At 45.1% G+C, this 14,475-nt stretch carries 14 protein-coding genes; 9 read left to right on the plus strand and 5 right to left on the minus strand.

Annotation, left to right across the window (positions count from 1 at the left end; genetic code table 11):
* Positions 1 to 77: 77 nt before the first annotated feature.
* Positions 78 to 1,448 carry a jacalin-like lectin gene (locus A3860_RS39505; RefSeq protein WP_081156104.1) on the minus strand — a complete coding sequence of 457 codons (1,371 nt, stop codon included), beginning with the start codon at positions 1,446 to 1,448 and terminating at the stop codon, positions 78 to 80.
* Between the two features lie 130 nt (positions 1,449 to 1,578).
* Here A3860_RS39505 and A3860_RS39510 point away from each other — a divergent pair, with 130 nt between their 5' ends.
* The 6 genes from A3860_RS39510 (at position 1,579) to A3860_RS39535 (ending at position 9,152) form a co-directional block, all read left to right on the plus strand.
* Complete coding sequence (locus A3860_RS39510; RefSeq protein ID WP_081156105.1) at positions 1,579 to 2,370, plus strand: DUF481 domain-containing protein; 792 nt, start codon at positions 1,579 to 1,581, stop codon at positions 2,368 to 2,370.
* Positions 2,371 to 2,568: 198 nt separating this feature from the next.
* Complete coding sequence (locus tag A3860_RS39515; RefSeq protein ID WP_081156106.1) at positions 2,569 to 5,781, plus strand: SusC/RagA family TonB-linked outer membrane protein; 3,213 nt, start codon at positions 2,569 to 2,571, stop codon at positions 5,779 to 5,781.
* A gap of 17 nt (positions 5,782 to 5,798) precedes the next feature.
* The gene (locus tag A3860_RS39520) at positions 5,799 to 7,439 is read left to right on the plus strand and encodes a RagB/SusD family nutrient uptake outer membrane protein (protein ID WP_081156107.1); all 1,641 of its coding nucleotides are present in this window, start codon (positions 5,799 to 5,801) and stop codon (positions 7,437 to 7,439) included.
* A gap of 164 nt (positions 7,440 to 7,603) precedes the next feature.
* Complete coding sequence (locus tag A3860_RS39525; protein WP_143774483.1) at positions 7,604 to 8,068, plus strand: M1 family metallopeptidase; 465 nt, start codon at positions 7,604 to 7,606, stop codon at positions 8,066 to 8,068.
* Positions 8,049 to 8,357, plus strand: coding sequence for a hypothetical protein (locus tag A3860_RS39530; RefSeq protein WP_081156109.1), 309 nt, complete (start codon positions 8,049 to 8,051; stop codon positions 8,355 to 8,357). Before A3860_RS39525 ends, A3860_RS39530 begins: the two co-directional genes overlap by 20 nt.
* A gap of 84 nt (positions 8,358 to 8,441) precedes the next feature.
* Positions 8,442 to 9,152: a hypothetical protein gene (locus tag A3860_RS39535; RefSeq protein WP_081156110.1), complete on the plus strand. Its 711-nt coding sequence runs from the start codon at positions 8,442 to 8,444 to the stop codon at positions 9,150 to 9,152.
* A gap of 57 nt (positions 9,153 to 9,209) precedes the next feature.
* Here the strand turns inward: A3860_RS39535 and A3860_RS40835 are convergent, their stop codons facing one another.
* Positions 9,210 to 9,455: an NAD(P)(+) transhydrogenase (Re/Si-specific) subunit beta gene (locus tag A3860_RS40835; protein ID WP_143774484.1), complete on the minus strand. Its 246-nt coding sequence runs from the start codon at positions 9,453 to 9,455 to the stop codon at positions 9,210 to 9,212.
* A gap of 263 nt (positions 9,456 to 9,718) precedes the next feature.
* On the opposite strand from A3860_RS40835, the gene A3860_RS39540 reads away from it, so the two are divergent.
* From A3860_RS39540 to A3860_RS39550, 3 genes are read left to right on the plus strand one after another with little or no spacing between them, the layout of a single operon-like run.
* Complete coding sequence (locus A3860_RS39540; RefSeq protein WP_081156111.1) at positions 9,719 to 10,288, plus strand: TetR/AcrR family transcriptional regulator; 570 nt, start codon at positions 9,719 to 9,721, stop codon at positions 10,286 to 10,288.
* Positions 10,289 to 10,341: 53 nt separating this feature from the next.
* Positions 10,342 to 11,364, plus strand: coding sequence for an MBL fold metallo-hydrolase (locus A3860_RS39545; RefSeq protein ID WP_081156112.1), 1,023 nt, complete (start codon positions 10,342 to 10,344; stop codon positions 11,362 to 11,364).
* 17 nt (positions 11,365 to 11,381) lie between these two features.
* Positions 11,382 to 11,795, plus strand: a complete 414-nt coding sequence (locus A3860_RS39550) for a nuclear transport factor 2 family protein (protein ID WP_081156113.1) — start codon at positions 11,382 to 11,384, stop codon at positions 11,793 to 11,795.
* A gap of 101 nt (positions 11,796 to 11,896) precedes the next feature.
* Here the strand turns inward: A3860_RS39550 and A3860_RS39555 are convergent, their stop codons facing one another.
* The 3 genes from A3860_RS39555 to A3860_RS39565 all read right to left on the minus strand — a co-directional run bounded on the left by A3860_RS39555 (position 11,897) and on the right by A3860_RS39565 (position 14,427).
* A complete protein-coding gene (locus tag A3860_RS39555) occupies positions 11,897 to 12,529 on the minus strand; it encodes a DUF4242 domain-containing protein (protein ID WP_081156114.1) in 633 nt (210 codons plus the stop codon).
* Positions 12,530 to 12,625: 96 nt separating this feature from the next.
* Positions 12,626 to 13,723 (minus strand): nickel-binding protein, encoded by a 1,098-nt coding sequence (locus A3860_RS39560; protein ID WP_081156115.1) that lies wholly within the window; start codon positions 13,721 to 13,723, stop codon positions 12,626 to 12,628.
* 212 nt (positions 13,724 to 13,935) lie between these two features.
* Positions 13,936 to 14,427 carry a lipocalin-like domain-containing protein gene (locus A3860_RS39565; protein WP_081156116.1) on the minus strand — a complete coding sequence of 164 codons (492 nt, stop codon included), beginning with the start codon at positions 14,425 to 14,427 and terminating at the stop codon, positions 13,936 to 13,938.
* Between the last annotated feature and the right edge of the window lie 48 nt (positions 14,428 to 14,475).

The following is a 14,475-nucleotide window of genomic DNA, read 5'->3' on the forward strand; positions in this document are numbered from 1 at the left end:
ACTTCGCTCAGAATAAAAAACCCTCCCGATGCATCGGGAGGGTAAAAATTAACCATATCAAAGATAATAAATCCTCATTAAGCAGGCTGTAGCTCACCTACCGGCACCTGTGCATAGCTCACTGATAATTCTGCCACCACCAGTGTCATAGTTCCCTGTACGGTGGGCACCTGAATGGTGGAACCATTGAATGCCGCAATACATTGGTTTTGTTGTGCGGTATAAGAAAAGGCGGTCTTGTTTGTAACGTTATTCATTGTACCAAAGGGACCATAAACCTGACCTGCCTTTGTTTTAATGGTAAGTTGTACCACCACATTCCATCCATACCAGGTGCCTGTATAACCCGACACCTGAGTTATAACGTCACCGGTATTGATGTTGATAGCATTACTACCGCCACCGTTACCGCCATGTTGCAACAACGCCAACGTGCCCGGGTTACCATTAAAACTACCGGTACAGGTTGCCTGCACCGCATCAATTACATCGCCGCTACGTATAATAAGATTGGCAAGCAGCGGATTGTTTACCCTGGCCACAATGGCGCCGTCGTTAAAGACGCCGCCAGCCTTTTTATACGCCAACTGGTACAACAGTATTTGCTGGCTTTGTTCATAAATATAGTTACCTGAATTGAGCCGCCATTGGCCAATATTGTTGTAGATGTATTGCTGATTGTTGTAGCTGAAACCAGCCAACGCCTCAGCGTTTGCCTGATTGGCCGTTTGTTGGTTCGATTCAAACTTTGCGCCATAACCCAGTAATTGGGGCATGATGCCAATACCTGTATAGTCGGTTGGGAAGGTAAACCCGGAATAATTCTGCAGGGTGATCAAATCAAAGCAGGTATTTACGGTTGTTACATCCAGGTTCCCCACTTCGGCGGGGCACATGGTGAGGTACATATAGGTACTGTTTGTATTGAAAGCGCTGCGGATGGCCTTGAACAGCATGGCGAATTGAGCCTGGGAGATATTGGTAGAAAAGGCCCCTTCCCAGTCAATATCCAGCCCATTTATTAGCATGGTCTGCAGATAATTTTTTACGTTTGAAGCAAAATTGGTCACCTGCGCAGGCCATTGCTGCTGGTTGCCTGAAAAGATCTGCGCCAGGTTATCATCGTTATAGTTCAAAGTAGCCAGTATTTTGATACCAGCGTTTTGAGCCTTCGCGTCGAAAATAGTGTACTCGAGATACTGCTGCGTGGTTGAACCGTCGGCATGAACGGCATTTTTATTCCCGATCTCAATGGTATAAAACCCTTTTCCATCGGGCACTACAGTGAAGAAGCAGATAAACAGCATGTCGGTACTGGCGTATACCTGGTTATGCACGAGCGACTGGTAACAACTGTTGAAAGATGTATAACCGGTTCCTGCCGGTTCATCTTCATCGAGGTAGATCCATGTGTTGACGCTTTTTGAAGGAATGTTGGGGGAAGTCATAATAAAATGGTTTAATAGTTACAAGGAGGCGTCAAATATAGTTTTTGGCTGGTTAAATAGCCGGTAACAAACGCTTAACTTAAAAAAGCGGGTTTTAACGATAGGTAAAAGCTACCTTAATAAGATTAATATGAACCTAAAAATACTAACCGGGCTAACAGGCATTTTATTCCCTTTTTTACTGCAGGCCCAGATCCTTAACATAGACAAGACCGATACATCTGATTATAAGCGCGGAGGAAAATTTTCCTGGAATTTCAATTCAGGCCTGGAGGTAGACCGGCAAAAGAACGTGCTGTACGATGCCACCAATACAGCCGAAGCCATGTGGCAGCAATACAAAGAACTTTTTATAGTGTCGGGCAGCTATCGCTTTACCTATAACGGCCCCGATGATATTTTGAATGCCGGCTATATTCACCTGCGGTACCGGCATGGGTATAAGAATAAGATACAACCCGAACCTTTTGTGCAATATCAATGGGATAATAAACGGGGCATTGAACACCGCTGGCTGGCCGGTAGCAATATCAGGTATAACATCACGAAAGGAGAACGCATCGATTTTAATTGCGGATTGGGGTTGATGTATGAAGAAGAGAAATGGGACTATATAGCGGTTGATTCGGCCAAATTACCAGCCGATGTAACCCCGGTGATAAATAAACTGGTAAAAATAAATTCATATGTGCGCCTCACCTGGAAGCCCAATAACAACAATGATATAACCTGCAATATATTTTTACAAACGCGGCCCGACCGGTTCAAACCCCGTATTGCGCCGCATGTGCAATGGAATATAAAGGCGGGAAAACATGTTGATTTTACCGTTGCTTTCACCGGTTTGTACGATACCTCGCCCGTTGTGCCTATTGAAAAATTCTATTTCAGCCTGAGTGATGGCATTTTGCTTACCTTCTAAAAAAGGTCTTTCTGACCTTTCTGGTGCAAAATTCTGCATGGGCCCCAAAAATAAAGTTATCATGAGTGTATCATATTACAGCAAAATGCCCTAATTTAGGTTATGATTGCCCGCCTGCTTGCATTACTACGATTGCCCCCATTTGAATGATCGCATTTTTCCCGGATCTCTTTCTAATTAAACCAAAACTAAAGTCACATGAGAGAAGCAAAACTGCTTACGGGCATTGCTATGCTCCTATGCAATGTCCTCTTTGCTCAAACCGACATTTCGGGTAAGATCAGCGATTCAAAAGACGGCATGCCCATTGCAAACGCCACGGTGAAGATCAAAGGCGGCGGCGCCACGGTCACCGATGCCGAAGGACTATTTACCCTGCACAACACGGCTGCCGGCGTAACGCTGGAAATTTCTTCCATTGGTTATTTATCTAAAATTGTAAAAACCAATCAGAACAAAAAGCTGCTCATCACGCTGGAGTACGATCCCAAATCACTCAGTGAAGTGGTAGTGACGGGCGTGGGTGTTGCCACCAGCAAAAAAAAGGTTGGCATCTCTGTGGAGTCTATTACATCCGACAAACTTCCAGCAGTACCATCCGGCTCCATAGATCAGGCGCTGGTGGGCAAAATAGCCGGTGCACAGATCAGCAGCGTTGATGGCACTCCGGGTGCAAAGACGAATATCCTGCTGCGTGGTATCAACTCCCTGCAATTAGGTACGCGGCCCATGATCCTGATAGATGGCCTTGAAGTAAGGGCCACCGACCTCAATGCGCTTGACCTCAGCAATGTAGAACGGGTGGAAGTGGTGGAAGGCGCAGCATCGGCCACTATATACGGTGCACAGGGGGCCAATGGGGCCATTCAGATCTTTACCAAAAAGGGAAAAGCCGGCAAGATCAGCATAGACGTATCTAGCAGCTACGGTACCGGTTCTTACCTCAATACCGGCAATCTGCACAAACCATCCACGCATGGTTTCAAGACCGATGCCAATAATAATGTCGTAGATAAGGACGGTGTCATCATTCAGGTAAAACCCGACGGCACCTATACGGCGGGCGTTAATGTAGATGGCGTAACCCAAAGCGGTATTGTATGGAACAGTACTTCCCCACTTACAGATGGCAGCAAACCATATGGCCAGAACCTGAAATATTATGATCACTTTAAACAGTTGTTCCGCTCAGCCGCCACTATTAATAACAGCATCAGCGTATCGGGCGGTGCTAACAAAACTGATTTTGCCTTCACAGCCTCCCGTTCTTACCAGGAAAGCGCCATCAGGAAGAACGGCGCGCTCAACCGCTACAATTTTACATCCAATGTAGGAACAGAGCTGTTTAAAGGATTCAGGTTTCGCTCTATTACGCAAACAATATATCAGAAGAACAATTTCAATCCCTATTACGCAGGCGGCAGCGACGCCATTTACCAGATGCTGAACACCTCTCCTTTCTTTGACCTCGACTGGAAGGATGCCAATGGTGATTATGCCTACCGGCTCAATGCATCGCCAGTAAGTATCAATGGCGCCAACCCCAATTACTATTTCGAGTATTCCTCTGGCAAGGATGAAACGATAGACCTTATCCAGAATCTACAGGGCTCTTATCACATCAACCGGTTCATTGACCTGGAAGCTAAGTATGGCATCAACTATGAAAAAGAAGATATCGCTTACATTTATAAGAACCAGTCGCAGAATATCAATGCGCTCAGCAGAAGCTCATTTATCGGCGGCTTCAGCTCCAATGCCGGCGGGCTTTCCAACACCTCTAATACCACTACCTTCCAGAATGCAATGACATCAGCCACCATTCGCCTCGATCTTGATAAAGATCTTCACCTGAAGGTACCCATTACATCTACCACTTATGCAGCTTATGATTATCGCAAAAATGTATTCAAACAATATACCACCACGGGCGATGGGCTGCAGCTATACCCGGTATACAATATGCGGCAGACCAATACGCAGCAGGTGACCGTGGATTACAAAAAACCATTTATAACATTTGGCTGGCTGGTTGACCAGGGATTTGATTATGGCAATATCGGTGGTATAAAAGCGGGTTTAAGAAGCGATTATTCATCAGCCTTCGGCGGCGGATCAACACCACAAACCTTTTACCACAGCAACGGCTATTTGCGGTTATCGCAATTCAATTTCTGGAAGGGTATTTCCAACATTATACCCGAATTCAAAGTACGCGGAGGGTATGGTGAAGCAGGTATACAGCCCGATGCGTTCGACAGATACCTGGTATTATCTACCAAAAGCATCGGTAGCGGACTCGCCTTTTACACCGCTTCCACGCAAAAAAATCCCGACCTGATGGTAGAGGTCTCAAAAGAAACAGAGATTGGAACCGATGTTACCATTAATTTGAATAAAGGCGAATGGTTCCCCAACGTGGGTATAAGCACTACCTTCTGGAAAAGGAAAAGTGGAGATGTGATCTATGCAGTAGATGCGCCCCCTTCTTCCGGTGGCGGCGGCTATTTGACCAATGCCTTCTCCCTGTCGTCGAAGGGATTTCAGTTCTCGCTGAACCTGAGCGTGGCTTCTACCAGGAACCTCACCTGGGACTTTACCACCACCTTTGGCCATCAGTCGTCAAAAATTGATGCCGTATCAACCAACCAGGACATAGTGTTAACAGCCTCTGCAGGCAGCACCAACCTGGTATTGAAAGCGGGTGATAAAATTGGGCAGATCTATGGGTTGAAAGCATTTACCAGCGTAGAACAGACCCGCAAAGACGGCACCCGGTATATCAGTAAAGCAGATGAAGGAAAATATGCAGTGGTCAACGGCCGGGTGGTAGATACGGCAACCAGGGGCATTTTGTTCACCAACGAAACGTATGCGATCGGCGACCCCAATCCAAAGTTCAACGCTTCCTTTATCAACAGTATAAGGTTTAAAGATTTTCTCACCTTCAGCTTCCAGTTCGACTGGATCTATAAAAGTCATTTGTACAATCAAACCAAGGAATGGATGTACCGCGACGGCATTCATGGAGATTTTGGCAATAAGGTCACTGTGAACGGTCAAACCGCGGCATTTTCCAACTATTACATCAGCGCTTATTCAGATATGTGGGGAAGCATAAACGGCGCACGCAATTCAACAAAAGATTATTTCTATGAGGACGCTTCCTTTGTAAGGCTGCGTAACGTATCGGTAGCAATGGATGCAGCCAAACTTTTCCACCTCAAATACTTCCAGAAGCTGCAGTTGGTGTTATCGGGCAGAAATCTGTGGACGGCCACCAATTACACCGGCCTGGATCCCGAGATCAATGCAAGCACCTCCAGTAGCTCTTCCTACGAAAGAGGTATTGATCATAACTCAATGCCAAATCTCAAAACCTACCAGATCGGATTGAACCTTGGTTTTTAAACTAAATTATTATTACAATGAGAATACAGCTATCATACTTACTGGGCGTGCTGCTGATGGTACAAACAGGTTGCAGAAAAGAAGAACTGAATGTAGAAAATCCGAATTCCCCTACCCCGGGAAGTGCAAAAACAGAAGCCGGCATTTTATCCTTATCGCTCGGTGCAGTATATCAAACAGGTTTTAACGGTATAACTGATACAAAATATTCAGGCTCGTTCCTCGGAAGCAGTTTCTGGTTCCTGGCGCCCGCTTATCACGACCTTATGGCCGATGTTGTCTCTGCCGAAGCGGCCAACAATATCATAAACCAGGTAAGCGTACCCGATTATGTAGTAATGGACGATGGCACCAAAATTTCGAACACAGCACCCGCCAAAGGGGTGGTAAGGCTCAATAACTCGCGTACCAAGGCGGGCAGCAATATGTTCTATTTTGAATGGACGTGGATGTATTATTTAAACAATGCCTGTAACCTGGTGCTTGAAACGGTTGATAACGTTTCATTCAGCGGCGATGCCACCACCAGGAAAAATGCCATCAAAGCATGGGCCTATTTCTGGAAGGGCTATGCGTATTCGAGGATCGGTTCAATTTATTATGCGGGTCTTATTAAAAACGAATCGGCCAAAACAAATGGCCTTTATAAAACGAGCGCTGAAATAATTGCAGAGGCCGATGCCAATTACAACAAGGCCATTGAAGCGTTGAACGGTATAACAACGCTTACTGATTACAACACCATGGTAAAAGCATTGATCCCCACGCAATGCCAAACCGGTAAAGGCGGCGTTCTTACGCCCACTATGTGGATACATACCATCAACACCATGAAAGCGCGCAATATACTGGTGAATAAAAGAGTGAAAGACATGACCGCCACCGACTGGAATAATATCCTCACCCTGGTAAGCAACGGTGTTACCAGTAGTGATCTGGTGTTCACCGGCCGCTCGGCTTCTGCAGGCAGTTTTCTCAGCGCTACCACCGGCAGTGTAGCGGCCATGACCATCGGTGACCCTACCAGCACTACTTATAAGATCACCGAACGCCTGATACAGGAATACAAAACAGGCGATAAAAGACTGGCCAATAATTTCAGCCAGGTAACGGCCTACCTGAACCAAAAAGGCGGGTTCACTTTCAGTACCCGTTACAAGTTGTTAGATGGAGGAAACGCTATGAGTGGCGTACAGGTAGTAGGCAGTAAAACAGTAGGCGCTTATGAATTATACGTTGCCGCTACCTATGAAGAAAATGAGCTGATGAAGGCGGAAGCCAATATAAAACTCAACAATATCACCACTGGCCTGGCCAGCGTGGATGCGGTGCGTACCTACCAGGGCGCAGGGCTCACCGCCGTTTCGGGCACTATTACTGATGCCGCACAGGCATACGAGGAATTGCGGCGGGAAAGAAGGACCGCATTGCTTTTCCGGAACGTTTCCTTATACGATAGCCGCCGCTGGGGTTACCTCGATGATATTGGCGCAGGCGGCACGGGCAGAACCAATGCCGTAGTGGTAAGCAGCACCGGCGTTGTGAACACTAAAGCAACCATTAACTATAATTTCCTTGATTACTGGGATGTTCCGGATGATGAACTGGCATTAAACCCGCCCACTGATGGCAGTGCGCCCGTGCAGAATCCTAAATAAGACGTTATATCCTATGAGAATTTTTCTCATGAATGCGGGGCTGTTTTTACAGCCTTGCTTACGTTAGCCTCCCGACTGATCGGGAGGTTTTATTTTTGTAAACCCGTGAATTATTTTCTGCGCCATTTAGTATATTCAATTTCATTTAGTCAATCAGTTTGCACATGAGACAATGTATGGGATTCTTTTTAATCATATTCATTTCTATTTCTGTAACAGCCCAGCTTAGTGAAAGAACTTCTGTATACGATCCAAAAGCTGTTTTTCCTGCACTGCCCGTTTTACCGGCCGGCAACGCATATCGTACAGCCAGTGGTGAACCCGGTAGTGCCTATTGGCAAAACCGTTGCAATTATACCATCGATGCCATGCTCGATGACGAACGCAATATTATTCAGGGCACAGAGAGCATTACTTATACCAATAATAGTCCGCATGCGTTATCTTATCTCTGGCTCCAGTTAGATCAGAATGTTTTCAAATCGCATTCTAAAGGACTGGATGCAAAACTCTTCCTGGATAGTAATAATGCCAAACTCAAAAAAACATTCGAAGGCGGGTTTACGATCAAAGCCATTCAACTGATCCTTCAAAAAGATAAAAGAACTGATGAACAACGCCATTGGTGAAGACCTTACCTGGTTCTGGAAAGAAACATTTATGGAGAATTATAAACTCGACCAGGGGGTTGTGGCAGTAAATTATGATTCATCCCAAGCAGCTGAAATTATTATTGAGAACTATGAAAAAGCGGCCATGCCGCTGATCATTGAGATCACTACTGCAAGCAATAAAAAAACCCGGCAAACATTGCCGGTTGAAATATGGCAATATGATCACCGTTATATTTATAAAACAGGTATTACAGAACCTCTTTCCAGTGACCTTCAGGCAGGTGGTGCGCTGCGAATAACCTAACATGGAAACAAGAAAAAGAAGATTGTTGCAATTTGTCGCATAAGGTATGCGTAATATAAAATAAAAATCCGCTACCTTAATCCTATGAAACCGTTAATTGTTTCTATACTGCTTTGCCTGTTATATACCTGGGCCACAGCTCAACATATACAACACGATCTTCCTGACACCATCGATGCAGCCGGGTATTACCTGTTCTATTTGCACGGCGGTGTGGTTACCAACAAAGGCGACAACGCTATTAATGATCCGGTACCGCAATTCGGCCCCTACCAATATTCGCGTATTCTGGATACCCTTCGGGCGCATGGATTCTATATAATAAGCGAAAGAAGATTTCCCGGTGTTGATGATTCGGTATATGCCCGTAAAATAGTGCAACAGATAGATACGCTATTAAAAGCAAATGTGCTGGCAAGAGACATCATACTGGTAGGTGCATCGGCCGGAACGGATATTGTATTACAGGTATCGGTCCTTTTGAAAAACCCGCAAATGAAATATGTGATCATGGGCGGCTGTTGGCCCAATGAATATAAGACCTGGCTTACAATGCCATTAAAGGGAAGGTTCCTTTCCATCATTGAATCAAATGACCCGCATGGCACCTGCAACAAAATTTTCGAGACCCATAAGGAAATAAAAGATCATCATGAGATCAAACTGGAAACAGGGCTCAGTCATGGGTTTCTCTATAAACCCTATGCAGCCTGGGTCAACCCGTTGGTGCAATGGTTCCAGATCTATGCAGCAGGTTATAGAGCCAGAACCCCTGCGCTTATTGATGGGCATTAGGCGTAATTCAGGCATAACAACAGCCTGCCAAAAGTCCGGATCACCACCTGCAATTAGTTAACTCAGCCTGCTCATTCGTTTTCCAATAATATAACCAATTACGGCGCCGGCCAGCACGCCAGTTACTAACCATACCGGGTCAGGACCTGCGGCAATCAAAGCTGCTATAATACCCAGTATACCTGCAAAAATAACCATAATGGTAACTGGATTTCTGCGTGCTGTTTTAACTGACTGGGGTTTACGGGCAGGTTCATGCGGATGATGGCGATGTTGTTTGTGACGGTGTCTGCTCTGTGGCATATGTCAATCGTTTTATAGTACTGATATCCGGTTCAAATGTAATGGCTTTCTGTTCATTTACCATTCGTTTTTTCCTGGCTTCATATTTATCAAAGAACTGTTCAATGTGATTGATTACCAAATGTACTTCGGTTGCTCATCGGCTATCAAGGTGTCATCATTACGCCAGGGCTGCATTGAGGCCCTGTTAAAGAAAACAAATAAATAGACAAATTTGTCTATTTATTAAAAAATCCCCTACCTTAGCATCAGATTTGAATACCATGAGTAAATTAGGTCCAAGGGAACGAATATTGGAAACCGCTTCGCGGTTGTTTTATATCCAGGGATATAATAATACCGGCATCAACCAGATCCTTGATGAGGCCAAAGTAGCCAAGGCCAGCCTGTACCAGCATTTTGGCTCCAAGGACGAATTGGGGATCCATTATTTAAAAGCTGCCCGGGAAGAATGGTTTGGGGGCATTGAAAAATGGGCAAGCGCAAAAAAGACACCCTTTCAAAAACTGGTAGCCTGTTTCGATTTTCTTGAATATTCCTTACAGCAGAACAATTTCCTGGGCTGTAAATTCATCAACATGCTGTCAGAGATCGGTGATACAAGCGCCCCCATGTCGCACGAAATTCTTGAACATAAACGCAAATTGCGACAATTCATAAAAAGCTTCATAGAACAAGCGCTTCATGGAAAGCCGGCCGACGAAATAGATGTCATCAGCGATGCTATTTACTTATTATTTGAAGGCGCCATTGTTGAATCAAAGATCTACAAGGAAACCTGGCCGGTTAAAAAGGCAAAGAAAATGATCCGGATCCTGGTAGAAGAAAAATAAAAAATTTTGCCCTATAAACAGACAGAATTGTCTGTATAAATAAAATACTAATCATGAACAGAAGACATCTCCTGAAGAACATGTCCATCATGGCTTTTGCTTCCGTAGGAAGCCCCATTGTGCAGCCACCCCATCCCGCTTTTACTGCCGCTGCTTCATCAGCAACTTCATCCTTTGACAGCATCGAAGAACTGGCAAAAGGGGTGTTCTTTGCCCGGGGCCGGGTAACTTATTTTGAGAACGGAAACATGCAGGACATCGAGTGTAATAACGGCTGGATCATCTTTGATGATTTTGTACTGGTTATTGATGCCAACTTCCCCATTAAAGCAGCTGTGCTGTTACAGGAAATAAGAAAGACCACCGACAAACCCATAAAATACGTTTTCAACACCCATCACCATGGCGATCACATTTATGGTAACAGCGTTTGGACCAGCCAGGGAGCCATGGCTATCGCACATACAGATGTTATAGCCGAACTGCACCATTTTGAAACCGGTTATTATGGAAAAGAACCCGGCCGCTGGGAAAGCATGGCTAAAGTTAGAACCGATCTGCACCAGCATACGCTGGTTCCCCCCATCATTACTTTTACTGATAAACTGGTGATCGAAGATAAAACCAAACGGGTTGAGCTGCTGCACCTGGGCATTGGCCATACCATTGGCGATGGCGTAGCCTGGCTGCCAAACGAAAAAATCCTTTTCGCCGGAGATGCCTGTTTGAATGGCCCCTACAATTTGTTCAGGGATGCCGATGTTAAACCCTGGATCGCCACACTTGACAAAATGCACAGCCTGCAACCCGCCATCCTGGTGCCCGGCCACGGCCCGTTGGGCAATAGCAACACCCCCCACAATCAGCAGGCGTATTTTAAACTGCTGTATAACTGGGTGAGTACAAAAAAAGCAGCCAACAACAATTTCGACGCCCTGAAAATGCAGTTGCCCGAATTGAGATCATTGGTTCAGCAAAATGAAAAAACGAAAACCTACCTTATCCCCGATCCCGAGATTGCCACAGGATTTTCTTTAGAAGCGCAGACTAAAAAAATATTTGACACCCTCTCTTAAAATAAAAATTGTAACACATGGAAAAAAGATTCCCGTTGCCTCCATTCACCCTGGAGACCGCAACACAAAAAGTGCAGGCGGCTGAAGATGCCTGGAACACCAGAAATCCCGAAAAAGTAAGTCAGGCCTATACCATTGACACGGAGTGGCGCAACCGTTCCGAATTCCTGAAAGGACGCGCCGCAGCACGCCAGTTCCTGGAAGGAAAATGGGTAAAAGAACTGGATTATAAACTCAAAAAAGAGCTATGGGCTTTTACCGATAATAAAATTGCAGTCCGGTTTGAATACGAGTGGCACGATAAGGCTGGGCAATGGTATCGATCGTATGGAAATGAAATGTGGGAATTTGACGCCGATGGCTATATGCAAAAGCGATATGCCAGCATCAATGATGTAGCGATACAGGAAGAAGAAAGAAGGATAAAGTAACCGTCTGCCCTGCGTTCAAATGGCTGCGCTATAAAGAAAGAAGCATAAAAAAGCATCCGCCGGCTGGCGGATGCCCTCTACTGAATGTATCTCCATGGCTATCAATTACCCTGTTTAACTTTTAATACGGAGGCCGGCAATAAACCATGTGCTTCCTTATGGGTATTTATTACTGAACTGGAATCACTTGCTTCTGATAAACACATGACCACGCCATTCTTTTCATCAACCCAATAGTTGATGAAATTTACGCCATACTTCTGCTGAACCGCCAGGTCTTTTTGATGCGCGCCTGCTACGTCCTTTGCGGTTACCTTTCCCGCGCCTAATTCATGAATGTCGAGGTACAAATTCTTTGATCCTTTTAACGCAGCTTCCTGACCCTCTGTTACCAGGAAAATATTGTTTGGTAACAACCCATGCGCTTCGGCATGCGTATTTTTGATAGCGGCAGTATCAGTGGCAGATGAGAGGCAATATACCAGCCCTTTGTCTTCATCGACCCAATATTTGATAAAGTCAACCCCATATTTTCCTTCTACTGCCAGGTCTTTGGCATGGGCTGCAGCTACATCCTTTAATTTCACCTTACCAGGGCCCAACTGATGTACATCTATGTAAAGATGTTTTGCTTTTGCATTGGCCAACGTATCCCTTTTGTTTGTTTGCGCGCACAAACGAGAAGCACTAATGCATACCATGGTGAACAGGATGCCGATAAAATAAACTTTCATGTCAAGATGTTTTAATTTTATCGAAGCTACACCCCACTCTATCCAAAGGCTGTAACATTTAGATCAAAAGCTGGTAATTTTAATTCAAAGGCCCGGCTATCCTGCTTTGGCTGATAAAAGATCAGAGGGCATGTGGCCATACCTGCTTTGAAAACATTTGGAAAAATAAGAGGGGCTGCTGAAACCTGTTTCAAAGGCGATCTCCGAAACGTTACCGGCATTTTTATTCAATAAGGTTAAAGCTTCTTCCAACCGGTAATCCCTGATAAAGGCATTGGGCGATTTACCGGTTAAAGCCATCAGCTTGCGATACAATTGCGATTTGCTGCAGCCAACCGGTTTGCTGAAATCATCCACTTTAAAATGGGTATCGTTCCATACAGCTTCTGTATAATCCATTAAAAGGGTCAGGAACTGCCCATCTGCCTGAGAAAGGGAGGTTAAAATTTCCCCTTCCTGTAAAGCGTTCAGGTTTTCACTGTTATATAATTCCTTTACTTCCGAAGAAATGACAATGTAACCTTTTACGACCCTGCACATGCGTTCAGCGAGTTTTATCGCTTCTTCAAAAATGAGTTTTTTTTCGGTTACCGGCACCCCGGCGCTCAACCCTATATTCAAATGCACTTTATTATAGGGAATGCCATCCCCGAGCTCGGTAAAGCGTAATTGAATTTCCAGGGCGGCACGCAGGGCATTGGTGACCGACTTAAATGAGACTAATAAATAATTTTCAGTTTGTTTAACCGGCGTTCCTTCATAAGCGTTCAAAAGGTTAAGCACAGTAGTATAATAATCCTGCATTGGTGCGGGATCATTATGTATCAATGGCGATCGTTTTACCGTTATAACCATTATTGTTCTGAAGCCGGGATCATTGATAATATTTAATTCCGTGTTCTTTGCATTTTCAGGATCTTCAATTCTTCCCAAAAAAGATTCAACGATACCAGGATCTACTTCAATAACCCGGTGGGGCACCTGCCCATGCGAATGGTTATGCATATTCAGGATGGCTTCAGCATCGGGCGCCTCAATTAAACAGAAGGCTGTTTTTCTTTTTTCGTCGAACCAATAGGTTAAACCTTTACACCCGAACTGGTCCTGTATTTTCAGGTCCTGCTGATGCAGGTTGGCTATTGTCTCTGCAGTGACCGTATCGGAAACGTCATGACGGTCCATAAAAATTGGCATACGCGGCTATCTTTCCAATAATTTACTTAATTGCCCGTACCTAAAAAAATGATCTCCGGCAGCCGGTGGGCGTTCTGTGCTGCGGTTCCCCAAAATTGCCGACTGATTACCAGGTACTTAAACCCGGCTGAGCAATCAGCGACAAGGCAAACAGGGCCACCAAAGTATAACCAATTCTTTTATTCAAAAAGGGTGAAAACACCCGCTTGCTATTATTGTATGCGTTTGAAGACTGATATGGGGATTGAACCGTCGGGCCGGGCCGGTACACGCCAGGTGAGTGTATCTCCTTTCAATGTGTAAGGACGCACTTGCGTAGTTTGATCAAGGTTCGGGAAAGAAGCCCGGTCAAGATTAAAGGTGATGGTGCCTTTGTTAGTGTCAATGGCATAGGTACCGAAATGACAACTACTGCTGAACAGCGCATCTTTATATTCTTCCAATGTACCTGTGGCGCGATCACCCGATGCAAATTTCATCCGCTTGTCGCGGTAAATTTCCACCGCATAGTTACCCGCTGTTGTAAAGATGGCTATTCCATGCGGATCGGTTCCATAGTCGGTTACCTGGCTGCCATCAGGTAATATCTTATCGGCAGCGATCAAACGCCAGGAGCCGGTAAGCGGATTCGATTGGGCTAAAGCAGGTAATGCAATCATTACGCTCATAACGGAGAGGAAGCTTTGTTGTAATGTCCTTTTCATGAAACTGTTTTTAAGATTGGTTGAATTGACAACAAAGCTGCAGTTTCT

Source organism: Niastella vici, from assembly GCF_002077945.1.
Lineage (GTDB): Bacteria > Bacteroidota > Bacteroidia > Chitinophagales > Chitinophagaceae > Niastella > Niastella vici.